Source organism: Streptomyces sp. NPDC007945 (assembly GCF_042958885.1).
In the GTDB taxonomy this organism is placed as follows: Bacteria; Actinomycetota; Actinomycetes; order Streptomycetales; family Streptomycetaceae; genus Streptomyces.
In genome coordinates, this window is the sequence record NZ_JBIBJV010000006.1 from 1 (window position 1) to 23085 (window position 23085).

A 23085-nucleotide genomic window follows, 5' to 3' on the forward strand; every position below is an offset into this window, starting at 1 on the left:
ACCACACGCCCGCGCGACCTCCTCGATCACGATCACCGTCGCCAGCGCGTCCGCGCCCGCACCCCCGTACGCCTCCGGCACGTGCACCGCGTGCAGATCGTTGGCGACCAGCGCGTCCAGGGCCTCCTGCGGGAAACGCCCCTCCTCGTCCACCGCCGCCGCGAACGGAGCGATCTTCGCCTCCGCCAGCGCACGCACCGACTCCCGGAGCATCTCGTGCTCCTCCGACGTCCGGTACAGGTCGAAGTCCTTGCCCATGCTGTCGAGCTCCCTGGAATGCGTGTGGCACTGAGTACCCTCAGCAAAACACACTCAGTGCCATGACGCCAGAGCGCCCCGGCGGCGGAGGGCCGTCGGGGCGCTTACAAGACCGGTCGGTATGTTTCTGTGGACGCTCGGGTCAGGCGTGGACGTCGGCCGGGACGTCGTCCCGACGGTGCCGGCCGGCCTCGTACTCGGCCGCGAGGGCGCGCGCCCGCTCGGCGCTCATGTCCAGCTCCAGCAGGATCGACGGCGTACATATCGACGGGATCAGGTGTTTCATCAGCACCGTCGTCCGATGCGGAAGATCATTGCGATCGCACAGCACCGCGGACATCGTCTGGATCCCGGTGAAGGCGCCGGAGAACAGCTCGGCCGTGTCCGTCACGTTCACGTGGCGGAGCAGCTCGCCGCGCGCCCGCGCCACGGTGAGGATGTCCGAGACCTGGTCGACCCAGGCCTGGAACGGGATCGCGCGGTTGACACTCACCGCCCCACTGTCCAGCGCGAGCGCGACGCTCGCCTGCACCAGCGGGTCGTGCTGGAGGCGGTGGGCCAGCAGGAAGCCCTGGTCTATGAGCTCTTGGAGCTTGACCTCCTGCGGAGTGAGCGGCTCGTCGAGCAGCTGGGCGTCGAGGACGCCCATGGCGACCTCTTCCTTGGATGCAAAGTGGAAATACAACGCACCCTTGGTCACTCCGGCGCGCGCGAGGATCTCCCCGACGGTGGCCCGCTCGTATCCGCGCTCCGCGAAGACGGTGGCGGCTGCTTCGAGGATCGTCCGTCGTGTTCGGATGGCACGCGCTTGTTGCGCCACAGGGCCCTCCCGCTGTCTCACTGTGTGCTTTCGCCATGTGACGTGAAGCATTGAAAAAGAAACCGGACCGTACGTACCCTACGCCGGGCCGGGTACGACGCCCGGGGGGAAGGGTCACAGGGGGAAACATGGACCGGCGCAATCCACTCAGGGAGACGACGGGGACGACGGTCCCGGGAGAGTTCGTCCATCGGCACGATCCCCTGGACATCATCCCCACCGGTTGGAAGCAGCTCGCGGAGAATCGATTCTCCGTCTCCGCCGCCTGGTCCACCGAGCATCCCTTCTTCTCCCCGGTCGCTGGCGACCGGCACGATCCGATTCTGGTCGCGGAGACCATACGCCAGGCGACGATGCTCATCGCCCACGCCGAGTACGGCGTCCCGGTCGAGTCGCAGTTCGTCCTCTGGGACCTCTCCTACGACGCCGAGCCCGACGCGCTCCTGATCGAGGACGGCGACGCGGACCTCACCGTCGACGTGATCCTCTCCGACGTGCGCGGCCGGGGCCGGGGGCTGCGGGCGCTGCGCACCACCACGGTCCTCACCCGGGACGGACGCCTCGTGGCGACCGGGCGGGGCGTGGCGAGCTGCACCTCCGCCGCCGCGTACCGCCGGATCCGCGGCCCCCAGCTGGCCCTCCTCGGCCGCCCGGTGCCGCTGATACCCGGCATCGACCCCCAGACCGTGGGCCGGGAGCGGCCCGAGGACGTCGTCCTCGGCGCGGGCCCCCTGCCCGGTCAGTGGCAGCTGCGGATCGACACCGGCCACCGCACGCTCTTCCGCCGCCCCAACGACCACGTCCCCGGCATGCTGCTCCTGGAGGCGGCCCGCCAGGCGGCGCACGCCACGGTCGGCTCGGAGAAGTTCTTCCCCTCGGTGATGAACGTCTCCTTCCACCGGTACGTCGAGCTCGACACCCCGTGCTGGATCACGGCCGAGGTCGTCCCCGCCCCGGACCCCGAGACGTACGCCGTGCGGGTCTCCGGCCGCCAGGACGGCCGGTCCGTCTTCGCCTGCACCTTCTCCTCGCCGACCGGCGCCGTCGCACTCGCCGACGTCGACCGCCGGCTCGCCGGCTGACCGCCGGTCCGGCCGCGTCCACCCCCTCTCACCGGAAGAACGTCATGGGAACCCGCCTCCTCGTCACCGGCGCCACCGGCTTCATCGGCGGCCGGGTCGCCGCCGCGGCCGCCGCGCACCCCGACCTCGACCGGGTGCGCCTGCTCGTCAGGGACCCGGACGCGGCCCCGGCCGCCCACCCGGGCACCGCCGGCGGCGGGCCCGTCGTCGAGACCGTCCAGGGCGACGTCCGCGACGCCGAGAGCCTGCGCCGGGCCTGCGAAGGGGTCGACGCCGTCATCCACTGCGCCTCCGCGATCGGCGGCGAGGAGGAGCTGCTGCGGGCCGTCAACGAGCACGGCACCCGCGACCTCGTCGACGCCGCCCGCCGGGCCGGAGCCGGCCGGATCGTCTCCCTCAGCACCGCCTCCGTCCACGGCCGGGGCCCGTTCCGCGCCGCCGCGCCGGACACCCTCCCGCTCGCCCCGGTGTCCGCGACCAGCCGGACCCGCGCCGCCGGGGAGCGGCACGTCCTCGACGCCGGCGGCACCGTGCTGCGCCCGCACCTGGTCTACGGGACCGGGGACCGGCAGGTCGTCCCCGGGATCCTGACGCTGCTCGGGGCGCTGCCCGGGCCGCTGGCCGGAAACGGCTCGCTGCACTCGCTCATCGAGGTGGAGAGCCTGGCGGGCGCCCTGGTCGGCGCGGCGCTCTCCCCGGCGACCAGGCCCGGCGCGTACTACCTCGCCCACCCGGACCCGGTCTCCGACGAGGAGCTGCTCGCCGCCGTCGAGCCCCTGCTCCCGGAGCCGGTGCGGGAAGCCCGGGGCCCCGTCGTGGAGTTCGAGGAGGCCAGGGCGCTGCTGGCCGGGAACCCGCTGGCCGCCCACCACCTGGAGATGTTCGGCCTCGACCACTGGTTCGCCGACGAACGCCCCTGGACCGACTTCGGCCGCGGCCCCGGCCCCGGCTTCACCGCCGTCTTCCCCCGCCATCTGGGCTGGTACCGGCGAGTTCTCGCCGAGCGCGCGGAACGGACATAGTCCGTCACCTCCGCGACCGCACGGCGCGTCTAAGGTGGGGGCACGATGACCAGTTTCCGTGAGAGTGTGCGGTCCCTGCTCCGGGAGCAGGTGCTCGATGCCGCCCATGGACTCGTGGCGGCCGACGGATGGGGCGTGCTGCGGATGACCGCGATCGCGCGGGCCGCGGGGATCAGCCGGCAGACGCTCTACAACGAGTTCGGCTCCAAGGAGGCGATCGGCGGCGCGCTCGTGCGGCGCGAGCTGGAGCGGTTCCTGGTGGGGATCCGGCGGGAGCTGGACGCGCACCGGGGAAGCCTGGAGGGGGCCGCGCGGGCGGGGGTGGAGTACACGCTCCAGCAGGCCGTCGACAATCCGCTGATCAAGAGCGTGCTGCTGGCCGCGCGGGGCGGGGCCGACGCCGATCTCCTCGCGTACCTCACCACCCGCACCGAGCCGGTCTTCGGGACCGCGATGACCCTGCTCGACGCGTACGCCGTCGAGGCCTGGCCCGACGTGGACGAGGAGTCGCGGGGGCTCGCGGTCGAGACCATCGTGCGGCTCACCGTCAGCCACATCGTCCAGCCGGTCGCGCCGCCCGAGGAGTCCGCGCGCCGGATCGCCCGCATCACCGCGCGGGTCGCCCACCCGGGCGGCGCGCCCGCCGGCTGACCCGGGGCGAGCCGGTCGGGGCGCGGCCGGGGGACCGCGGCCGACAGGACCGTGCCCCGCTCGGCGGCCGCGAGTTCCCGGCGGGTGCGGACCGGGTCCGCGATGAGCTCGCGCCGTCGCCGGGTCCGCTCGTCCCCGCGGACGGAGTCGACGACCAAGACGGTGGCCAAGACGGCGACGAAGACGGCCGACGCGGACGGGGCGACCCCGTTCAGAGCCAGCCGTTGCGCCGGAAGCCCCGGTGGATGACGTAACAGGCGATCGCGATCACCCCGAGGACCACCGGGTAGCCGTAGGTCCAGCGCAGCTCCGGCATGTGCTCGAAGTTCATGCCGTAGACGCCGCAGACCATGGTCGGCACGGCGACGATCGCCGCCCACGCGGTGATCTTCCGCATGTCCTCGTTCTGCGCCACCGTCACCTGCGCCAGGTGCGCCTGCAGCACCGAGTCGAGCAGGGTGTCGTACGAGGCGATCTGCTCGGTCACCCGCGAGAGGTGGTCGGTGACGTCCCGGAAGTACGCCCGGATCTCCGGGTCCACCAGCGGCATCGGCCGGGTCGCCAGGGCCGTCAGCGGGCGGGCGAGCGGGGCGACGGCCCGGCGCAGTTCGAGCAGCTCCCGCTTGAGCTGGTAGATCCGGCCCGCGTCGCGGCGGTCGGTCTGCGAGGAGAAGACCGCGTTCTCGATCGCGTCGAGGTCGGTCTGCACGGCGTCCGCCACGGCCAGGTAGTCGTCCACCACGTGGTCGACGACGGCGTGCAGCACCGCCGACGGGCCCTTGGCCAGCTGCTCGGGCAGCTCCTCCAGGGCCTCGCGCAGCGGGCCGAGGGAGCCGTGCCCGCCGTGCCGGACGGTGATGACGAAGTCGGGACCGACGAAGGCCATCAGCTCACCGGTCTCCACCACCTCGCTGGTGGCGGTCAGTTCCTCGTGCTCGACGTACCGGACCGTCTTCAGGACGGCGAACAGCACCCCGTCGTACTCCTCGATCTTGGGGCGCTGATGGGCGTGGACGGCGTCCTCGACCGCCAGCGGGTGCAGTCCGAAGAGCTCCGCGAGGACCGTCAGCTCCTTCTCGGCCGGCTCGTGCAGGCCGATCCACACGAAGCCGTCGCCGGTGCGCCGCACGTGGCGCAGCGCCTCCTCCGCGCCCCCGCCCCGGACGGTGCGCCGCACGCCGTCGGCGTACACCACGCAGTTGACGACCGCGCTGCCGAGCGGCGAGCGCGCCGGGTGGCTCAGGTCCACGGTGCGGCGATAGGTCCGGCGGACGGCGGTGCGCAGACGCTGGATCACGGACACGGTGGTACTCCTTCGGCAGACCGGGCCAGTGTGCCACCGCCCGGCCGTGCCGTCAGCCCGCCCCCGGAGGTGCGCCGAGGACCCGGTCGAGGTACGGATTGGAGAGGACGCCGGAGGGGTCGAGGGAGTCGCGGAGGGCCACGAAGTCGTCGAAGCGCGGGTAGAGCGGACGCAGGTCCTCCGCGCCCAGGTCGTGCATCTTGCCCCAGTGCGGGCGGCCGCCGTAGGAGCCGAGGATCCGCTGGCAGGCGTCGAAGTACCGGCGGTACGGCATCCGGTGGTACTGGTGGAAGGCGATGTAGCAGCTCTCCCGGCCCTGCGCGGTGGAGAGCCAGATGTCGTCGGCTGCGGCGAAGCGGACCTCCAGCGGGAACGACACCGGTTCCCCGTGGGCGTCGATCCACTTCCGCAGCTCGCGCAGCGCCTCGGTCGCGTGGGCGCGGGGGATCGCGAACTCGCCCTCGTGGAAGCGGACGTCGCGCACCGAGGCGAAGATCCGGTACGCGTGGTCCGTCCAGGTCCGGGAGGACATCGCGCGCGCGGCGAAGCGGGTGATCGGCGGCACCAGGCGGGGCACCCGGGTGCCGAGCCGGTTCAGCGCCTCGAAGCCGGGGCCGCTCACGGCCTCGTCCAGGCGCCGGGAGAGGCCCCCCAGGGGGGAGAGGGGGGTGTCGCCGGGCAGCCGGCGAAAGCGGCGGGTGAGCGTGGTCTCGCTGTGCGGGAACCAGAAGAACTCGAAGTGGTCGTTCTCCGCGACGAGTTCGTCGAGCCGGCCGAGGGTCTCGGCCACCGGCGTCGAGACGTCCCGGGCGTGCAGGGCGTACAGCGGGACGGTCTGGAGGGTGACCCGGGTGATGACGCCGAGCGCCCCGAGACCGACCCGGGCCGCCGCGAAGAGCTCCGGCCGCTCCGTCTCCGAACAGGTCGTCACCGACCCGTCGGCCAGCACGAGTTCGAGCGCCCGCACCTGGGTGGCGATGCCGCCGAAGCGGACGCCGGAGCCGTGGGTGCCGGTGGAGATCGCGCCCGAGACCGTCTGACGGTCGATGTCGCCCATGTTCTCCAGGGCCAGGCCGTGCGAGGCGAGCAGCGGGTTCAGTCTCCACAGCGGCATGCCGGCCCCGACGGTGACGAGACCGCTCTCCGCGTCCACGGAGAAGGCCGCGTCGAGCCGGTCGAGGCGGAGCTGGACGCCGGGGGCGACGGCGACCCCGCTGAAGGAGTGGCCCGCGCCGATCGCCTTGACCCGCAGTCCGTCCCGTACGGCGTCCCGCACGGCCGCGGCGACCTCCTCGGTGCTCGCCGGGCGCAGCACGCGCCGGGGGCGGGCCTCCTCGTTCCCGGCCCAGTTGCGCCAGACGGCGCCGTTCTCGCTGCTGCTCATGCCGGGCGGTCCCTTCGGGGCGGGCGGTCGGGCGGGGCGTCCGGGGAGCTTTCCCCCGGGGCGGTGGCGGGTTACCGCCGGTTCTCGCTGTCCGGAAGGGTGAACTTGGACAAGCGTCCAAGTCAAGGGTCGGGGAGTCTTGACTTGGACGGACGACCAAGAGACCGTGGCGGCGTCGCCACCGGTTCCGGAGAAGCCGCGCACGCTCCCCGAGCGGGTCCCCGAACGGGTCCGCAGGTTCCCGGACGGGTCCGCAGGTCCCCGAACAGGTCCACGAAAGGCCGCCCACCATGGCAAGCGCCCGCCCCGACGCCGCAGCCGCTGAGCCCGCCCCGCGCCCCGCCGGCTTCGCCGACCTGGAGAAGGCGACCTCCGGCCTCCAACCGCCCTTCGCCGTCGTCGACCTGGGCGCCCTGCGCGCCAACGCCGCCCAGATGGCCCGCCGCGCCGGCGGCAAACCGATCCGCCTCGCCAGCAAGTCGCTCCGCTGCCGCGCCCTCATCGACGACGTCCTCGCCCGCCCCGGCTTCTCCGGCGTCCTCGCCTTCACCCTCCCCGAAGCCCTCTGGCTCGCCGCCCGGAACCCCGCCGCCGACGTCCTCGTCGGCTACCCCACCGCCGACACCGACGCGCTCCGCCGCCTCGCCGCCGACGAGGACACCGCCGCCCGGGTCACCGTCATGGTCGACTCGCCCGAACAACTCGACCTCCTCACCACGGCCATCGGCCCCTCGGGGCCGCCCGTGCGGGTCTGCCTCGACCTCGACGCCTCCCTGCGGCTGCTCGGCGGCCGCGTCCACCTCGGCATGCGCCGCTCCCCGCTGCACGCCCCCGCGCAGGCCGCGGCCCTCGCCCGCGCCGTCACCGCCCGCCCGCGGCTGCGGCTCGTCGGCGTCATGGCGTACGAGGGCCAGATCGCGGGCGTCGGCGACGCCCAGCCGACCCAGGCCCGGCCGATGCGCACCGCCGTCCGCGCGGTCCAGCGGCTCTCCGCCCGCGAGCTGCGCGCCCGCCGGGCCGCCGCCGTCCGCGCCGTACGGGAGGTGGCGCCGCTGGAGTTCGTGAACGGCGGCGGCACCGGCAGCCTGGAGTCCACCTCCGCCGAGCCCGCCGTCACCGAACTCGGCGCCGGGTCCGGGCTCTACGCCCCCGCGCTCTTCGACCACTACCGGGGCTTCAGCCCGCTGCCCGCCGCCTTCTTCGCGCTCGCCGTCGTCCGCCGCCCCGCCCCCGGCCACGTCACCGTCCTCGGCGGCGGCTGGACGGCCTCCGGCGCGCCCGGCCCCGACCGGCTCCCCGTCCCCGTCCACCCGGCCGGGCTGCGGATGCTCGGCGCCGAGGGCGCGGGCGAGGTGCAGACCCCGCTGACCGGACCGGCGGCCGACACCCTCCGGGTCGGCGACCGCGTCTGGTTCCGGCACGCCAAGGCGGGCGAGCTGTGCGAGCGCGTCGACACCCTCCACCTCGTCGAGCACGACCGGATCGTCGACGCCGTCCCCACCTACCGCGGCGAGGGCATGGCCTTCCTGTAGGCGGCGGGACCGGGATCCCGCCGCGCCCCCTGCGGTACCTTGACCCGGCCCGCCACCCCCGGGCCCGCCCGCACGACATCCGAGGAGCCCGCGCCATGCCCCGACTCTCCGCCGCCGAGCGCCGCGAGCAGCTGGCCGAGGCGGCGATCCGGGTCATGATCCGCGACGGGGTCGACCAGACCACCACCCGGGCCGTGGTCACCGAGGCCGGGGTGCCGCTCGGCGCCTTCCACTACTGCTTCCGTTCCAAGGAGGAGCTGCTCCAGACCGTGATCGAGCGGATCATGGAGCGGAACCTGCCGCCCGCGGACCTCGCGCACCCCGAGGACGCCACCCCCTTCGAGAAGGTCCGCGCCGTGCTCCGCGCCTACTGGGAGCAGGTCCTGGCCCGCCCGGACGAGCACCTGATCACGTACGAGGTCACCCAGTACGCGCTGCGCCGCCCCGGCCTCGCCGACCTGGCCCGCCGTCAGTACCGGCACTACCTGGACGTGAACCGCGCCTACCTGGAGTCGATGGCCCGCGCGGCCGGCCTCGCCTGGACCGTCGACCCGGCGGTCCTCGCCCGGCACGGCCTCGGCGTCCTCGACGGCCTGACCCTCACGTGGCTGATCGACCGCGACGACGAGCAGGCGCTGGCCGCGCTCGACGAGTACGCCCGCTACCTGGCCTCGGTCGCGGAGCCGCTCCCCGGAGCCTGACGCCGGGAGGCGGCGTCTCCGGTCGGTGCTTCTCGTCAGTGCTTCTCGGCGGCGGCCGGGGCCTGGGCCTGGGTCTGGGTCTGGGCCGGGGTCTCCCTGATCGTGTACGTGGCCGCCGGCTCCCGTCGGGTGCCGTCGGCCTTCATCTCCCGCGCCTCGGCCTTGAGGATCCGCGCGGCCTTGCCGGCGTTGCGGGCGAGCTCCGGGAGCTTCTTCGCGCCGACCACCAGGGCGACGACGACCAGCAGGATCGCGATCTCGCTCAGACCGAACATGGAATGACACTCCTGGCGGGGACGGGACGGGGGTCCTACCCGCGTCAATCTACAGGGACGTAGAAGAACGGGGTAGGGTCGCCCCCCGAACGATGAACGGCACCCGGGTGGCGCGGACGAGCGGCCGGGAACGGGAAGGCGGACGAGCGGTGAAGAAGAGGGACGCCGAAGCGGCGGAAGGCGGCGGCACGCGCCGGCGCGGGCAGGGCGAGCTGGAGGCGCAGGTCCTCGCGGCGGTCCACGCCGCCGGGGGACCGGTCACCGCGGGCGGGGTGCGGGAACGGCTCGGTGGAGACCTCGCGTACACCACCGTCATCACCATCCTCACCCGCCTCCATGCCAAGGGCGCCGTCGCCCGCGAGCGCACCGGCCGCTCCTTCGAGTGGACCGCCGTCGCCGACGAGGCCGGGCTCGCCGCGCTCCGCATGCGCCGGCTCCTCGACGGCGAGGGCGACCGCCAGGCCGTCCTCACCCGCTTCGTCACCACCCTCCCCGCCTCCGACGAGCAGCTCCTGCGCGAGCTGCTGGCCCGGGCGGAGGAGCCGGCGGAGGAATCGATGGAGGATCCGGGCGAGGACTCCGTGAAGCGAGCGGCGGAGAGACCGGCGGAGGAAGCGGAGGGGGAGGACTGACCCCGTGGGCGTCTTCGTCTTCCTGCCGCTCGTGCTGCCGCTGACCGCCTGGCCCGTCGCGCGCCTCGCCGAACACCACCTCCACCCGCGCTCCGCGACCCGGCTGCTCACCGCCGTCGCCGCCGTGCTCGCCGTCTGCAGCACGCTCTGCCTCGCCCTCCTCATGGTCGTGGGCACCGCCCAGCTGCCCGGCAACCCGCTGCCGGACGCCTGGTCGGACCCCGAGGTGCGGGCCGCCGTCCCCTACGACGAGATCGCGGGCCGGGCGGCGATCCCGGCGCTCCTCGCGCTGGTCGCGGTCTGCGGCCGGGTGCTGCTGCGCCACCGCAGTGTCCGCCGGCGGGCCGCCCGCGCGCTCGCCGGACTGCCGGACACGCCGGTCGCGGTGCTGCCGGACCCCGAGCCGTACGCGTACGCCCTGCCGGCGCCGACGCGCCGCTCCCGGGGGCGGATCGTGGTCAGCCGGGGCATGCTCGCCCGGCTCGGAGCGGCCGAGCGGCGGGCCCTCTTCGCCCACGAGCGGGCCCATCTGACGGGGCGGCACGACCGGCTGCTGCTCGTGACGCGCCTCGCCGCCGCGGCCAATCCGTTCCTGCGCCCGCTGCGGACGGCCGTCACGTACTCGGCGGAGCGATGGGCGGACGAGGAGGCGGCCGTCCGGGTCGGCAGCCGGCGCGTGGTGGCGCGGGCCATCGGGCGGGCGGCGCTGGCCTCCGGTGGTGCCCGGCCCGCGGTCCTGCCGGGCTTCGCCGTCGCCGGGCCCGTGCCGCGCCGGGTGGCCGCGCTCCTGGCGCCCCCGCCGTCCCCGCGCGCCTGGCCGCCGGCCGGCACCGCCGTCGGCCTCGCCCTGTGGGGCGCGGTCGTCGGCGTCACCGTCTCGGCGCTCTCCTCGGCCAACTCGGCGCTGACGCTCTACGCGGTCCTCAAGGCGGCGACCCCGCTCTGAACGCCGCCGGCGGAGCGCCCTCCCGGGGCCAGGGGCCGCCTTCGGGCGGAGCGGTCCGGGGCGAAGCCGGCGTCGCGGACGACGCCCCGCGCCTCGGCCGGCTCCTTGCCCGCCCCGGCTGCCTCCTGGGACGCGTCACCGGCCCGGAAAGGCGTGGCCGGAGGCGGCGGAGGGCTGTTACGGTCGGGCCCATGTGCTCCGTCATCCCGAACTTCCGGGCGAACCGGCTCCGTTCCGCGCGCTGACCACGGCTCCGGCCCGTCCGCGTGCCCGCCACGGGTGCTTCCCGGTGCGTTCCCGCGCGCCCTCGCATGCCCGCGGGCTTCCGCGTCTCCGCGAGCATGCGCGCTCCCGCGTGCTTTCGCCCGCCTTCGCGTCCGCCGGTCCCGGGGTCCACGCGTCCACCCTTTCGCCTCAGGATGACGAGGAACCCTCCCATGCGCTCAGACCAGCGCCCCACCTTCGTGTTCGTGCACGGCGGTTCCAGCAACGCCCGTGCCTGGACCCCGCTCCGCAACGAGCTGGCCCTGCGCGGGCACCGCTCGTACGCCGTCGACCTGCCCGGTCACGGCGACTCGGCCACCGGACCCGCCGCCTACCACCGGCCCGGTGCGGACCGCACCGCCCTCACCCACGAGCCCTCCCCGATGAGCGGGGCCACCCTCGCCGACAACGTCAGGCACGTCGTCGGCGTCCTGCGCCGGCTCGCCGCCCACGGCCCGGTGGTCCTCGCCGGCAACAGCCTGGGCGGTCTCACCCTCACCGCCGTCGTCAACGCCGCCCCCGCACTCGTCGACCGGGTCGTGTACCTCTCGGCGCTGTGCCTCGCGGACCCCGCCATGCTCACCGAGCCGTGGGACGTCGCCGACGACAACCTGCTCGACGCCGCCGCGGCCCGCGTCGCCGTCCCCTACGAGACGCCGGCCGGCGACCCCGGCGTCGTCCGCCTCGACTGGCGCCGCGCCCACGCCGACCCGGAGGCCTTCGCCGCGCTGAAGGCCGCCATCATGGCCGACGCCCCCGACCCCCTCTTCCGCCACTTCCTCGACACGCTCGACGCGGACGAGAACCACGCCGTCCTCGAACCGGCCGCGCTGATCCGGCCCGAGGCCTGGCGCGGGGTCCGCCCCACCTACGTCCGCCTCTCCGCCGACCGCGCGCTCACCCCGGCCGTCCAGGACCACATGATCCGCAAGGCGGACGAACTGACCCCCGACCACCCCTTCGACGTCCACACCCTGCCCGCCTCGCACGTCGGCTACTGGAACCGGCCCGAGCTCTTCGCCGACCTCCTCGCCCGTCTGACCTGACCCGCCCGGCCGCTCCGGTCCGCCGCCCGGTGGCCGCCGTACCCCCACGGTGGACACCGGGCCGTCCGGCCGCGTCACCCGATGGTGTGCACTGTCCCCCGCGCCGGGGGCGCACGCCTCGGTGGTGGCCCGGAGGCCGCGCGCCCGGTCCCTAGACTCCGCGCCCATGTCGCTCTGGCTGCTCAACCACCTCGGCTCCTTCACCCTCTCCCTCGTCCTCGTCGGCGGGACCGTCGCCCTCGCCGTCGCGGGCAGCGTGCTGCTCCGGCGCCGCCACCCCTCGCTCGCCGCGGGGGAGCACAACGACATGGTCGGCGTGACCCTCGGGATGTTCGGCGCGATCTACGGGATCATCCTCGCCTTCGTCATCGTCACCCTGTGGACGCAGCGCGAGACCACCCAGACCATCGTCGCCGCCGAGGCCACCGACGTCGCCCTCATCGCCCGGGACGCCGCCGCCTTCCCGCCGCCCGTCCGCGCCGGGCTAGACGCCGCGCTCGGCGACTACGTCCACGCCGTCGTCGAGAAACAGTGGCCGCTCATGCGCGACGGCGTGCCGCGGTACGGCGCCACCGAGCGCAGCCTCGTCGACGCCTTCGACGTCCTCCAGGCGTACGAACCGGAGGGCGCCCGCGAGGAGGTGTTCTACGAGGAGGCCGTCGCCCACCTCAACGACGTCGCCGCCCAGCGCCGCGCCCGGATCACCATGGCCGAGCAGGAACTGCCGCCGCTGCTCCAGGTACTCGCCTTCGGCGGCGCGCTGGTCCTCATCCCGCTGACCTTCCTCTACGGGATGCGGCGGCTGCGGATCCAACTGCTGTTCGTCGCCTCGGTCGCCGCGCTGATCGGCTTCAGCCTGCTGCTCGTCCTCGTCCTGGACCGTCCCTTCGCCGGAGACCTCGGCGTCAGCCCCGCCCCGTACAAGGAGGGCGCGCTGGCCCGGTACTGGGAGCCGTGAGCCGCCCGATCGGCCGCCGCCGGATGGCCGGGGGAGCGGCGGCGGCGTCTCATGGCGGAAGGACCGGCGAGGCGGGGCGGGAGGCGGCGCGATGTCGTGGGTGAACCGGCTGCGGAGCCTGCGCGCCGGCGCCGAGCGGCGCTTCCCGGTGCTGACCGAGGTCACCGAACGGCTCGTCGGGGGCAACCTCCTCGACGCCGGCACCCGCCTCGCCGCCCAGGCCTTCCTCGCCGCGATCCCGCTGCTCTTCGCCCTCGCCGCCTTCGCCCCCGCCCCGGTGCGCGACCAGCTCCGGGAGTCCCTGCGCGCCATGTTCGGCCTCACCGGCGCCGCCGACCAGCAGCTCCAGCAGGTCTTCGACCGGAGCGCCGACGACACGGCACGGGAGACCAGCGGCGCCGTCGGCGCCCTGGTCGCCCTGATCTCCGCCACCAGTTTCAGCCGGGCCATGGCCCGGGTCTGCGAGCGGGCCTGGAGCCTGCCCAAGGCCCGCACCCGGATCGCCGCCTGGCGGTGGGCGGTCTGGCTGATCGCCCTGGTCGTCGTCGTGTTCCTGCAGGCGCCGATCCGGGACGGCTTCGGGGCCGGCGCCTGGCTCGGCTTCCCGCTCTTCTTCGTCCTCGCCACCGGCGTCTGGCTCTGGACCCAGCACCTCCTGCTCGCCAACCGCGTCCCCTGGCTGCCGCTGCTGCCCGGGGCCGTGCTGGGCGCCGCCGCCTCCACCGCGCTCGGCGTCACCGCCCACCTGTACATGCCGGGCGCGCTCAACCGGGCCCTCGCCGAGTACGGTTCCCTCGGTCTGGTCCTCACCCTGCTGTCCTGGCTGATCGCCGTCTGCGCCGCGCTGACCTTCGCCTTCACCATCGGAGCCGTACTCGCCCGGGAACCGGCGTTCGCCCGCCGGCTCGGCACCGACCGGATCGGGGAGCCGCGGGGCGACTGACCCGCCCCGCCCCCGTCACCGGGCCGGCGCGGTGCTCTCGCCCGGGGTGAGGGTGGGGAGGAGGAGGCGGGGGACGGCCGTGCGGGGGGCGGCGGGGGCGAGGGCGAGGTCGACGGCCTGCCGGGCCATGGCCCGCTTGGGCAGGGTGACGCTGGTCAGGGCCGTGCCGGAGAGCAGCCCGGCGGGGGTGTCGTCGTGGGCGACGACGGACAGGTCATCGGGGACGGCGCGGCCGAGGGAACGGGCGGCCTCCACGGCGGCGACCGCGAGGACGTCGTGGGTGGCGAAGACGGCCGTGGTGTCCGGGCGGTCCCGCAGGGCGTCGAGGGCGGCGTCGAACCCGCCCCGGAAGGTGGGTTCCGCCGCCGTCCTGACCGCGTCCTCGGGCAGCTCGACGCCGTCCTCGCGGAAGGCCCGCCGGAACCCGGCGGCGCGGACGGTGTGCGCGGGGCTGGCGAGCACCAGCGCCCGCTCGTGCCCGAGCGCCCGCAGATGGCGGCCCGCGAGGTGGCCGCCGTGCTCGTAGTCGACCGTGACGACCGGGAAGCCGCCCGGCAGCGCGGCCTCCCAGGCACAGAGCACCACCGGGAAGCGGGCGTCCGCGAGCAGCGGCAGATGACCGGTGAGGTCCTGGTCGCCGGCGATCAGGAGGGCGTCGACGGAGCGGCTGGCGAGCGCGGCCAGATGGCGCCGGGCCCGCTCGCCGTCGAGACGGGTGGTGCAGAGCAGCAGCCGGTACCCCCGCTCCTCCAGGGCGTCCTCGACCTCCTCGACCACGTCCGCGTAGAACGGCACCGAGACGGTCGGCACGAAGAGCCCCACGGTGCGGCTGCTGCCGGTGGCGAGCGAACGGGCCACCAGGTTCGGTACGTAGCCGAGCTCGGCGATCGCGGCGCGGACGCGCGCCTCCGTGGCCGGGCGCACCGCCACCCGCCCGGTGACGACGTTGGAGACGGTCTGCTTGGTGACGCCGGCCCGCTCCGCCACGTCCCGCATGGTGACCATGACGCCCCCGTCGCCCCCGCCCGTCGCTCCCGCCGGCTCGCAACGTAACCGGGCCCCCACCTGCGGTCAAGGCGCCGACGCGGCTCCCCGTACCGCCGACCACCGGCCAACTCCCTTGGACCGAAAGAGAGTCACCGGACGCAGAGCTCTTGTTTTACCGGTCAAATGAGCCCTAGGGTCCGAGCCGTCAGCGGCCCGACTCCTCCACCCAGGGAGTACTCGTGCACCTTCCGCGCAGCCGATTCGTGAGCACGCTCGTCGCGGCGGCCCTCGCCGTGTCCGCCGGTGCGGCGCTCGCCGCCCCCGCACCGGCCCCCGCCCCCACCGCCGCGCCCCCCTCCGCGACCGCCACCTACACCGTCACCGTCGGCGCCAAGGGCACCTGGAACCGGCCCGACGACACCCCCGCCAGCCCGTACGTCGACAAGGACGGCACCTTCTACTACCAGCAGGCCCACGCCCTCTACGGGGCGACCGACCCCCGCAGGTGGACCTTCTACACCGGCACCGACTTCGACTCCGCCGCCCGCTCCGCGGCCATCAGCGACGCGGTGAACCCGGCGAACTCCGCCGACCGCAACAACGACACCACCTGGCGCTGCAACAACAGCGTCACCGGCGTCGAGTCCACCCCGGCCCCGGCCGGCAGCGGCTACGCCCACCGCAACTACTGCGACCTGACCGGCCTGTGGGTCGACCCGGACACCGGCGACTGGTACGGCCTCGTCCACAACGAGTTCACCCCCCAGCCCTTCGCCGACGGCATCCACTACGACGGCATCGACTACGCCGTCTCCAAGGACCAGGGCAGGACGTGGACCATCAAGGACCACGTCATCACCTCGCCGTACAGCACGGACCGCGGCGACACCGCCGCCTTCCCCCAGCAGACCTACCACTACGGCACCGGCGACCCCCGGCTCTTCGTCGACACCGCCTCCGGCTACTTCTACGCCTTCTACGGCTCCCGGATCGTCAACAAGGGCGGCGGCTGGGCCGCGTTCTACGGGCACGTCGCCCGCGCCCCGATCTCCGGGAAGATGGCGCCCGGCTCCTGGCGCAAGTGGTACGACGGCGCCTGGACCCAGCCCGGCGTCGGGGGCCGCGAGTCCACCATGGTCCCGGTCGGCGCGGGCAGCACCACCGGCTACGTGCCGACCGCCTCCGAGTACGACCCCGCCAACGCCGGCACCGTGGCCCAGCAGGTCGCCGCGGGACTGACCCCCGCGACCTCCCCGCTCTTCGTCATGGACATCACCTACAACGCCCACCTCGGCCTCTACATCGGCGAGCCGCAGGCCGTCGACCAGAGCGGCGACGCCCCCCAGGAGATCTACGCCACCGCCGACCTGACGACCCAGAAGTGGTTCCGGCTCGGCGACACCGGCAGCTACCGGACCGCGTCCTGGTACCGCTGGTTCCTCGACGCGGGCAACCGCACCTCCTCCGGCATCGTCGGCAAGGACTTCCGCGCCTACTGCTCCTTCGGCTGCTCCGGCGGCGCGAGCGGCGAGTACGTCAACCTGAGCATCGGCACGAACGAGCCCGCGGCACCCGTCGACACCGGGCGCGCCTACCGGATCGCCGCCGGCGGCGGCCGGGTCCTGGCCCAGGTGTCCGGCGGCTCCGCCACCACGTCCACGGCGGCCGCCACCGGATCGGCCCTGGAGCACTGGACCTTCACCGCCAAGGGCGACGGCTCCTACCGCATCGCCAACGCCGCCACCGGCGGACTGCTCGGCGTCGCCTCCCACGGCGCCGCCACGCGCGCGTGGGGCACGAAACCCACGGTGACGGCGGCCGCCTCCGGCACCGGCCAGGACTGGTTCGTCCTGCCCGGAGCCTCCGCCGCCGACAACGCCCCCACCGGCACGTACAAACTGGTCAACCGCCACAGCGGCCTCGTCCTCGGACTCTCCGCCACCGCCACCCGCACCGCCGAGACCACCCCGGCCCGCAGCTGGACCGACACCAGCGGCAGCCCCGTCGGCGCGGGCCGGACCGCGGCCGAGCAGACCCTCACCCTCACCCCGGTCGGCGCCGCCCCCCGGACGGTCACCCTCACCACCGGGGGCAAGGCCCTCGACAACCCGGACAGCGGCACCGCCAACGGCACCGGGCTCGTCACCTGGACCGCGAACGGCGGCGCCAATCAGAAGTGGACCCTCACCCCGCACGCCGAGGGCGGCCACGAACTGCGCAACCTCTCCTCCGGCAAGTGCGCGGACGTCGAGGGCGGCTCCACCGCCGCCGGCGCCCGGGTCGTCCAGTGGACCTGCCACGGCGGCGCCAACCAGCGCTGGACCCTCACCACGCTCCCCGACGGCACCACCACCGTCGCCTCCGTCCGCAGCGGACTCCTCCTGACCACCGCGTCCACGGCCAACGGCGCCCAGGTCACGCAGCAGCCGGACACCGGAAGCGCCCGGCAGCGCTGGACGATCCGCTGACCCGGGCCACGGCCGGACGGACGTAGGTCATCATGGGCATGCCGGAAGACCGACGGGGAGCACGGGGAAGGGGAGACGCCATGGAGCGTGTCACGAGGAAGCGGCGGTGGATCGCGGTGGCCGTCGCGGGCCTGGTGGTGGCGGTGGCCGGACTGGTGTGGTTCAAGCCCTGGGCGCTGTGGGTGGACGAGACGGTGAACGAGGCACTGCCGTCCGCGCCCTCCGCCCCCGCGACGGCCACCGCGAGCGCGGCCCCCGGCGGACCGCCGGCCGGCACTCCGTCCCCGGCGGGCCCGGTGACGGTCGCGCGGGGCGGCTTCATCAGCCACGAGCACGCCACCACCGGCACGGTGAAGATCGTCCGCCTCGCGGACGGCAGCCACACCCTCCGCCTCGAAGGGCTCGACACCAGCAACGGCCCCGACCTGCGCGTCTGGCTGAGCGACGCCCCCGTGAAGGAGGGCAGGGCGGGCTGGTCCGTCTTCGACGACGGGGCGTACGTCGACCTCGCCAAGCTGAAGGGCAACAAGGGCGACCAGAACTACCCGTTGCCCCCGGGCGTCGACTGGTCGGCGTACCCGAGCGTCAGCATCTGGTGCGACCGCTTCGACGTCTCCTTCGGCGCCGCGGCTCTCGCCCGCGCCTGACGGCGTACGGCGGGGCCGGACCCCACGGGGTCCGGCCCCGGCCGTACACGCGTCAGGCGGCCTTGACCAGGGTGGACCGGTCCCGCGCGGGCGCGGCGAGGCCGGCGGCCGTGGTCGCCCGTCCCTCGTGGCGCGGCCACAGCAGGAGGGCACCGGTCGCCCCCGCCCCGGCGAGGACCGCGAGGACGGACCAGGTGACGGTGAAGCCGGCGGCCGTGCCGAGCCACCCGGCGAGGGGATAGGTCACCAGCCAGGCCAGGTGCGACAGCGAGAACTGGGCCGCGAACGCCTCGGGGACCGCGTGCGGCGCCACCGAGGCGCGCACGACCTTGCCGGTCGGCGTCACGACGAGCGCCATGCCGACCCCGATCGCGCTCCAGACGAGGGCCGTGGCGGTCCAGGTGAGGAGGCCGGTCGCGGTGAGCGCGACGGCGGCCACGGTGCCGCCGGTCAGGACCCCGGCGCCGGTCGTCATGACGGTGCGCGCGGCGACCCGGTCGAGGACGCGGGGGAGGACCAGGGCGGCCAGGAGGGTGCCGGTGCCGGAGGCGGCGAGCATCCACGCCACGTCCGACCGCGTGCCGCCGAGCACGTCCCGCACGTGGTTGACGGTGTTGACGACGACGATCGAACCGGCCGCCGCGACCACCAGGTGGAGCGCCAGGACGCCGCGCAGCCGGGGCGTCCCGAGGAAGGTCCTGATCCCGGCCGCCGCCTTGTCCCACGCCTTGGCGTGGCCGTTGGGGCGGGCGTCGGGGACGCGCGTCGACAGGACGAGCGCCGCGGAGAGGAGGAACCCGGCCGAGGTGCCCAGGAAGAGGCGGTCGAAGCTCAGGAACGTCAGGGCGACCGCTGCCAGGACCGGGCTCAGCAGGCTCTCCATGGTGGACGCCACCTGAGAGGCGGACAGGGCGCGCGTGTAGGCGGACTCGTCGGTGACGATGTCGGGGATGACGGCCTGGAAGGTGGGGGTGAAGGCGGCCGAGGCGGCCTGGAGCAGGCCGATCAGCACGTAGACGTGCCAGACCTCGGTGACCAGCGGCAGGGCCAGGACCACCGCGCCGCGGAGGACGTCGAGGACGAAGAGGAAGGTCCTCCGGGGCAGCCGGTCGACGTACGCGGCGGCCAGAGGGGCGATGACCACGTACATGACCATCTTGACGGTCAGGGCCGTGCTCAGCACCGCGCCGGCGTCCGGACCGGCGAGGTCGTAGGCCAGGAGTCCGAGGGCCACCGTGGTCAGCCCGGTGCCGAACAGGGCGATGACCTGGGCGCCGAACAGGCGGCGGTAGTCGCGGAGGGCGAAGAGGCGCATGGCGGTTTCCTTCCGTGTCCATGCGGCGGGGGCGGCCCCGGCGGTGGGGGCCGCGCCCCGCGGAGACAGCCGGGGGAGTCGTCGGGCATGGGGATCGCTCTTCCGTCAGTGGTGCGCGTGGTGTCCGTGGTGCGTCCCGCCCGTGTGAGGCGGCCGGCCGTGCGCGGGCGCGGCCTCCGCGGTGTGCACGGTGAACTCGGCGGTGCGGACGACGCCGCCGTGCTGGAAGTCCAGGTACAGGCGGTAGGTGCCGGCCGTCGGCGCGACCGCCACGAATCCGATCTCGGGACCGGGCGCGGTGACCCCGTCGCCCGGGTGGCCCTCCGGGTGGACGTGGAGGTAGCCCAGGTCGCCGACGCGCAGGGCGACGAGATGCCCGTAGGCGGCCAGGTAGGGCTCCAGGTCGGTGACGGGCCGGTCGTCGCGGTGGACGGTGAGGGTGAGCTCGCTCGCCTCGCCGGGCACGAGGGCGCCGTCGAGGGTGACGGCGTACGCGCCGATCCGCGCGGTCCGGGTGGCCTCGGGGAGCGGGCGCGGGGCGTACGCTCCGGCGACCGCGACGTCGATCCCCAGGGTCAGGGTGCCGTCGTGGCCGGCCGGGTGGATGTCGGCGAAGAAGCGCCAGTCCCCGGCCTCCAGGTCCAGCTCGGTGCTCCAGCCGCCCTTCTCGTCCCGCACCGGGTGGACGTGCTGGAACCCGGCCGTGTCCCGCCGGACGGCGATGAAGTGCAGCTCCTTCTCGTGCTCGGCGACGAAGTCGGTCACCGGCTCCCCGTCGGGCCCGATCACCCGGAAGCCGACGGGCCGGCGCGGCCCGGCGGTGAGGATCCTCGCGTCGACGTCGAGCGTGTACCCGTCCACCGAGACCGCCAGCCCCCCGGGCCCGCCGTGTCCAGCGTGCCCGCCGTGGTGGCCCTGCCCGCCGTGGGCGCCGTGACCGTCGTGGCCGATGTGGTCGTTCATGACGTGTCTCCTCGGGTTGTCGCGCGGGCTCCCCGCGTCGCCGTCCGCTCTGGACGATGATCAGAACCATATACCCCCGGGGGGTATTCCGAAAGGGTGGGAATTCCCTCAGAGGGATCGCGCGGATCTCCGTCGGGCCGCGCCGCGCCGAGGCGCCCCACGGTGCGAGGACGAGGGGGTGGGGCGGGGTGGGGCGGGGCCTGGCGTAGGGCGCCCGGGCGGGCTCCTACGGCGCGGCGCGACGGCGCGACGGCCGCCCCTGGCGACATGAGCGTGCCGCACGCGCCGCTCGGCGGCTCGCGGCTCGCGCCCGAGCCGGGGGCGCCGTTGCTCCGGCACCTGCTCGACGGGGGTGCCGGCGTCAGCGCCGTGGGGCGGCTACAGCCAGTCCTTGCGTTTGAAGATCACGTACAGGCTCGTGCAGACGACAGCCATCAGCAGGACCGCGAACGGGTAGCCGGCCGCCCAGTGCAGCTCCGGCATGTGGTCGAAGTTCATGCCGTAGATCGTGCCGACGAGGGTGGGGGCGAAGAGGATGGCGGCCCACGAGGAGATCTTCTTGATCTCCTCGTTCTGTTCGAAGCCGGCCTCCGCCAACGCGCGCATCTCCGCGTTCTGTTGCTGGGTGACCAGGGTGGCGTTGACGGTGAGGATCTCCGTGAGGGCCTGGCGGAAGCCGTCGACGCGTTCGCTGGTGTGGGTGACGTGGTCGGCGACGTCGCGGAGGTAGCGCTGGAGCTCCTCGTCGGTGCCGTACTTCGCGAAGCCGGCCATCAGGCCGTGGAGCATGCCGACGAGGGGGCGGGTGGCGCGCTGGAACTCGACCATCTCGCGGGAGAGTTCGTAGATGCGGCGGGAGACGGCCGGGTCGCCCCCGAAGACCTCGGTCTCGATCTCGTCGACGTCGTTCTGGACGCCGGCCACGACCGGGGCGTAGCCGTCCACGACCGCGTCCAGGATGGCGTAGAGGACGGCCTCCGGGCCGAGGGCGAGCAGGTCGGGGTTCTCCTCCATGCGGTGGCGGACCGCCGACAGGTCCGGGGCGGCGCCGTGCCGGACGGAGATGAGGAAGTCCGGGCCGACGAAGACGTGCAGCTCGCCGAAGTCGACCTCCTCCTGCGCGTCCAGGTAGCGGGCCGCGCGCAGGACGACGAACAGGGTGTCGCCGTACCGCTCCAGCTTCGGGCGCTGGTGGGCCTCCAGTGCGTCCTCAACGGCGAGCTCGTGCAGGTCGAACTCGGCCGCCAGCGAGTGGAGTTCCTCCTCGGTCGGGCGGTGCAGGCCGATCCACGCCATGCCGTCCGGGTGTTCCCGCAGCTGCCGGTACGTCTCCGCCAGCGTCGCCGGCGACGCCACCTTGCGGCCCTCCCGGTACAGGGTCGCCTGGATGACGCTCGGCGCCTCGGCGGAGGACTCCGGGGCCACGGGAGCCGGCGCGGGCTCCGGCTGGCGGCGCCGGGCCGCGCGGGGGCGGCGTTCGGACACGATGCGTACCTCCGTCGACTGCTGCTGGGCCTCCGCACCCTTCCCGAACACGGCCGGGGAGGAGGCGATCATCAGGATATATGGGTGGGAATCGTGCCGCCGGGGCGTGTCCGCCGACGGCACGGTTCCCGCCTGCCCGGGAGGTTCCGTGCGACGCCCCTTCCATCGGCGATGGAGGACAGGTTCTGTCCTCGATGGACGGTAGCGTCCCCGCATGGACTCCCTCCCCGTGCTCTCGCCCCGCGCCCTGGGCCGTGCGACCCTCGCCCGTCAGCTGCTGCTCCGACCCTCCGAGCTCGGGGCCGAGGAGGCCGTACGGCACCTGGTGGGGCTCCAGGCGCAGAACACCAAGCCCCCGTACTACGCCCTCGCCGCCCGGCTCGCCGGTTTCCGGCCCGAGGAGCTCTCCGGCCTGATGGAGTCCCGGGCGGTCGCGCGGATCGTGTCCCTGCGCTCGACCGTCCACACCCACACCGCCCGGGACGCCGTCGGCCTGCGGCGACTCGTCCAGGCGGGGGCCGTCGAGCGGGAGCTGAAGGCGTTCCGGAAGGGGCTCGCCGGCGTCGACCTCGACCGGCTCACCGCCCTGGCGGCCGCGTACGTCGAGGAGCGGGCCCGGACGCCGAAGGAGCTGCGGGAGCGGCTGCTGCGCGAGTGGCCGGACGCCGATCCCCTGGCACTCACGATCGCGGCGCGCTGCCTGCTGCCGATGGTGCAGGTCACCCCGCGCGGGCTGTGGCGGCGCAGCGGGCAGGTCGCGCTGACCACCACCCGGGAGTGGTTCGGCGCGGGCGACGAGGAGGCGGCCGCGATCGACGAGACCGTACTGCGCTACCTCGGCGCGTTCGGGCCCGCCTCCGTCAAGGACATGCAGACCTGGTGCGGGCTCACCCGGCTGCGCCCGGCCTTCGAGAGGCTGCGGCCCCGGCTCCTCGCCCTGCGCACCGAGCACGGCACCGAGCTCTTCGACCTGCCCGACGCGCCCCGGCCCGACGAGGACACGCCGGCCCCGCCGCGGCTCCTGCCCGAGTTCGACAACCTGCTCCTCTCGCACGCCGACCGGACCCGGATCGTCGCCGCCGATCTGAAGGGGCGCACCTGGACCGGCAATCAGGCCCACCGCGTCTTCCTCCTCGACGGGGTCCTCGGGGGGCTCTGGTTCCTGGAGGAGTCCAAGGGCCGTACGACCCTGACCGTCGAGCCCTTCGGGCGGATCGCGCGCGCCGACCGGGTCGCCCTCACGGACGAGGCCGAGCGGATCCTCCGCCTCACCGCCCCCGAGGGCGACGCGTACGACGTCGCCTTCCGGGCGGGGTGAGCGGCACACCGGGCCGCTTCGCCCACGAGGAGGGGCGAGCGGCGTCACGGTCGCTCGGGCCCGTCCCTCGGCGCGCCGAGCCGCC

22 protein-coding genes are annotated in these 23085 nt (G+C 74.5%); 13 read left to right on the top strand and 9 right to left on the bottom strand.

The window, feature by feature from the left end; genetic code table 11:
• A partial coding sequence (locus ACFZCF_RS19675; protein WP_391287634.1) for an acyl-CoA dehydrogenase family protein occupies positions 1 to 258 on the bottom strand: 258 nt, incomplete at its 3' end.
• A 142-nt stretch (positions 259 to 400) separates the two neighbouring features.
• Positions 401 to 1078, bottom strand: a complete 678-nt coding sequence (locus ACFZCF_RS19680; protein WP_388444984.1) for a ScbR family autoregulator-binding transcription factor — start codon at positions 1076 to 1078, stop codon at positions 401 to 403.
• A gap of 128 nt (positions 1079 to 1206) precedes the next feature.
• Here ACFZCF_RS19680 and ACFZCF_RS19685 point away from each other — a divergent pair, with 128 nt between their 5' ends.
• Genes ACFZCF_RS19685 through ACFZCF_RS19695 form a run of 3 tightly spaced genes read left to right on the top strand, consistent with a single transcriptional unit; the run spans position 1207 to position 3833 of the window.
• A complete protein-coding gene (locus ACFZCF_RS19685) occupies positions 1207 to 2160 on the top strand; it encodes a ScbA/BarX family gamma-butyrolactone biosynthesis protein (protein WP_388444987.1) in 954 nt (317 codons plus the stop codon).
• A gap of 44 nt (positions 2161 to 2204) precedes the next feature.
• Entirely contained in the window at positions 2205 to 3182 is a 978-nt protein-coding gene (locus ACFZCF_RS19690) for an NAD-dependent epimerase/dehydratase family protein (RefSeq protein ID WP_388444990.1), read from the top strand.
• 45 nt (positions 3183 to 3227) lie between these two features.
• Positions 3228 to 3833: a TetR family transcriptional regulator gene (locus ACFZCF_RS19695; RefSeq protein ID WP_391287636.1), complete on the top strand. Its 606-nt coding sequence runs from the start codon at positions 3228 to 3230 to the stop codon at positions 3831 to 3833.
• Positions 3834 to 4044: 211 nt separating this feature from the next.
• Here ACFZCF_RS19695 and corA read toward each other — a convergent pair whose 3' ends face one another.
• Positions 4045 to 5130: a magnesium/cobalt transporter CorA gene (gene corA / locus ACFZCF_RS19700; RefSeq protein WP_388446281.1), complete on the bottom strand. Its 1086-nt coding sequence runs from the start codon at positions 5128 to 5130 to the stop codon at positions 4045 to 4047.
• Positions 5131 to 5188: 58 nt separating this feature from the next.
• Entirely contained in the window at positions 5189 to 6520 is a 1332-nt protein-coding gene (locus ACFZCF_RS19705; protein WP_388444996.1) for a D-arabinono-1,4-lactone oxidase, read from the bottom strand.
• A 290-nt stretch (positions 6521 to 6810) separates the two neighbouring features.
• Between ACFZCF_RS19705 and ACFZCF_RS19710 the strand changes: the two genes are divergently transcribed.
• The gene (locus ACFZCF_RS19710) at positions 6811 to 8052 is read left to right on the top strand and encodes an alanine racemase (RefSeq protein WP_391287638.1); all 1242 of its coding nucleotides are present in this window, start codon (positions 6811 to 6813) and stop codon (positions 8050 to 8052) included.
• Between the two features lie 95 nt (positions 8053 to 8147).
• Positions 8148 to 8753 carry a TetR family transcriptional regulator gene (locus tag ACFZCF_RS19715; RefSeq protein ID WP_391287640.1) on the top strand — a complete coding sequence of 202 codons (606 nt, stop codon included), beginning with the start codon at positions 8148 to 8150 and terminating at the stop codon, positions 8751 to 8753.
• Between the two features lie 35 nt (positions 8754 to 8788).
• On the opposite strand, the gene ACFZCF_RS19720 is transcribed toward ACFZCF_RS19715, so the two are convergent.
• Complete coding sequence (locus ACFZCF_RS19720; RefSeq protein WP_388445004.1) at positions 8789 to 9028, bottom strand: twin-arginine translocase TatA/TatE family subunit; 240 nt, start codon at positions 9026 to 9028, stop codon at positions 8789 to 8791.
• A gap of 149 nt (positions 9029 to 9177) precedes the next feature.
• Between ACFZCF_RS19720 and ACFZCF_RS19725 the strand changes: the two genes are divergently transcribed.
• From ACFZCF_RS19725 to ACFZCF_RS19745, 5 genes are all read left to right on the top strand, one after another.
• Complete coding sequence (locus tag ACFZCF_RS19725) at positions 9178 to 9660, top strand: BlaI/MecI/CopY family transcriptional regulator (RefSeq protein ID WP_391287642.1); 483 nt, start codon at positions 9178 to 9180, stop codon at positions 9658 to 9660.
• A 4-nt stretch (positions 9661 to 9664) separates the two neighbouring features.
• Entirely contained in the window at positions 9665 to 10606 is a 942-nt protein-coding gene (locus ACFZCF_RS19730) for a M48 family metalloprotease (RefSeq protein ID WP_391287645.1), read from the top strand.
• Between the two features lie 437 nt (positions 10607 to 11043).
• Positions 11044 to 11916, top strand: coding sequence for an alpha/beta fold hydrolase (locus ACFZCF_RS19735; RefSeq protein WP_391287647.1), 873 nt, complete (start codon positions 11044 to 11046; stop codon positions 11914 to 11916).
• A 166-nt stretch (positions 11917 to 12082) separates the two neighbouring features.
• Positions 12083 to 12874, top strand: coding sequence for a DUF4239 domain-containing protein (locus ACFZCF_RS19740; protein ID WP_388445015.1), 792 nt, complete (start codon positions 12083 to 12085; stop codon positions 12872 to 12874).
• A gap of 91 nt (positions 12875 to 12965) precedes the next feature.
• The gene (locus ACFZCF_RS19745; protein ID WP_391287650.1) at positions 12966 to 13817 is read left to right on the top strand and encodes a YhjD/YihY/BrkB family envelope integrity protein; all 852 of its coding nucleotides are present in this window, start codon (positions 12966 to 12968) and stop codon (positions 13815 to 13817) included.
• A gap of 15 nt (positions 13818 to 13832) precedes the next feature.
• Here ACFZCF_RS19745 and ACFZCF_RS19750 read toward each other — a convergent pair whose 3' ends face one another.
• Complete coding sequence (locus ACFZCF_RS19750) at positions 13833 to 14822, bottom strand: substrate-binding domain-containing protein (protein WP_391287652.1); 990 nt, start codon at positions 14820 to 14822, stop codon at positions 13833 to 13835.
• 245 nt (positions 14823 to 15067) lie between these two features.
• On the opposite strand from ACFZCF_RS19750, the gene ACFZCF_RS19755 reads away from it, so the two are divergent.
• On the top strand, positions 15068 to 17272 hold the full coding sequence (locus ACFZCF_RS19755) for an RICIN domain-containing protein (protein WP_391287654.1): 2205 nt from the start codon (positions 15068 to 15070) through the stop codon (positions 17270 to 17272).
• A gap of 80 nt (positions 17273 to 17352) precedes the next feature.
• Positions 17353 to 17919, top strand: coding sequence for a DM13 domain-containing protein (locus tag ACFZCF_RS19760; protein ID WP_391287656.1), 567 nt, complete (start codon positions 17353 to 17355; stop codon positions 17917 to 17919).
• Positions 17920 to 17971: 52 nt separating this feature from the next.
• Here the strand turns inward: ACFZCF_RS19760 and ACFZCF_RS19765 are convergent, their stop codons facing one another.
• The 3 genes from ACFZCF_RS19765 to ACFZCF_RS19775 all read right to left on the bottom strand — a co-directional run bounded on the left by ACFZCF_RS19765 (position 17972) and on the right by ACFZCF_RS19775 (position 21682).
• Complete coding sequence (locus tag ACFZCF_RS19765) at positions 17972 to 19234, bottom strand: MFS transporter (RefSeq protein ID WP_391287657.1); 1263 nt, start codon at positions 19232 to 19234, stop codon at positions 17972 to 17974.
• A 105-nt stretch (positions 19235 to 19339) separates the two neighbouring features.
• A complete protein-coding gene (locus tag ACFZCF_RS19770) occupies positions 19340 to 20197 on the bottom strand; it encodes a hypothetical protein (protein ID WP_388445032.1) in 858 nt (285 codons plus the stop codon).
• A 378-nt stretch (positions 20198 to 20575) separates the two neighbouring features.
• Entirely contained in the window at positions 20576 to 21682 is a 1107-nt protein-coding gene (locus ACFZCF_RS19775; RefSeq protein WP_388446284.1) for a magnesium and cobalt transport protein CorA, read from the bottom strand.
• A 214-nt stretch (positions 21683 to 21896) separates the two neighbouring features.
• Here ACFZCF_RS19775 and ACFZCF_RS19780 point away from each other — a divergent pair, with 214 nt between their 5' ends.
• A complete protein-coding gene (locus ACFZCF_RS19780) occupies positions 21897 to 23000 on the top strand; it encodes a DNA glycosylase AlkZ-like family protein (RefSeq protein ID WP_391287660.1) in 1104 nt (367 codons plus the stop codon).
• The last annotated feature ends 85 nt before the right edge of the window (positions 23001 to 23085 follow it).

Coding starts and splice junctions, on each gene's coding strand:
- ACFZCF_RS19690 (WP_388444990.1), top strand. CDS start 2,205: ATGGGAACCCGCCTCCTCGTCACCGGCGCCACCGGCTTCATCGGCGGC.
- ACFZCF_RS19715 (WP_391287640.1), top strand. CDS start 8,148: ATGCCCCGACTCTCCGCCGCCGAGCGCCGCGAGCAGCTGGCCGAGGCG.
- ACFZCF_RS19750 (WP_391287652.1), bottom strand. CDS start 14,822: ATGGTCACCATGCGGGACGTGGCGGAGCGGGCCGGCGTCACCAAGCAG.
- ACFZCF_RS19765 (WP_391287657.1), bottom strand. CDS start 19,234: ATGCGCCTCTTCGCCCTCCGCGACTACCGCCGCCTGTTCGGCGCCCAG.
- ACFZCF_RS19695 (WP_391287636.1), top strand. CDS start 3,228: ATGACCAGTTTCCGTGAGAGTGTGCGGTCCCTGCTCCGGGAGCAGGTG.
- ACFZCF_RS19705 (WP_388444996.1), bottom strand. CDS start 6,520: ATGAGCAGCAGCGAGAACGGCGCCGTCTGGCGCAACTGGGCCGGGAAC.
- ACFZCF_RS19735 (WP_391287647.1), top strand. CDS start 11,044: ATGCGCTCAGACCAGCGCCCCACCTTCGTGTTCGTGCACGGCGGTTCC.
- ACFZCF_RS19745 (WP_391287650.1), top strand. CDS start 12,966: ATGTCGTGGGTGAACCGGCTGCGGAGCCTGCGCGCCGGCGCCGAGCGG.
- ACFZCF_RS19740 (WP_388445015.1), top strand. CDS start 12,083: ATGTCGCTCTGGCTGCTCAACCACCTCGGCTCCTTCACCCTCTCCCTC.
- ACFZCF_RS19720 (WP_388445004.1), bottom strand. CDS start 9,028: ATGTTCGGTCTGAGCGAGATCGCGATCCTGCTGGTCGTCGTCGCCCTG.
- ACFZCF_RS19685 (WP_388444987.1), top strand. CDS start 1,207: ATGGACCGGCGCAATCCACTCAGGGAGACGACGGGGACGACGGTCCCG.
- ACFZCF_RS19760 (WP_391287656.1), top strand. CDS start 17,353: ATGGAGCGTGTCACGAGGAAGCGGCGGTGGATCGCGGTGGCCGTCGCG.
- ACFZCF_RS19770 (WP_388445032.1), bottom strand. CDS start 20,197: ATGAACGACCACATCGGCCACGACGGTCACGGCGCCCACGGCGGGCAG.
- ACFZCF_RS19710 (WP_391287638.1), top strand. CDS start 6,811: ATGGCAAGCGCCCGCCCCGACGCCGCAGCCGCTGAGCCCGCCCCGCGC.
- ACFZCF_RS19780 (WP_391287660.1), top strand. CDS start 21,897: ATGGACTCCCTCCCCGTGCTCTCGCCCCGCGCCCTGGGCCGTGCGACC.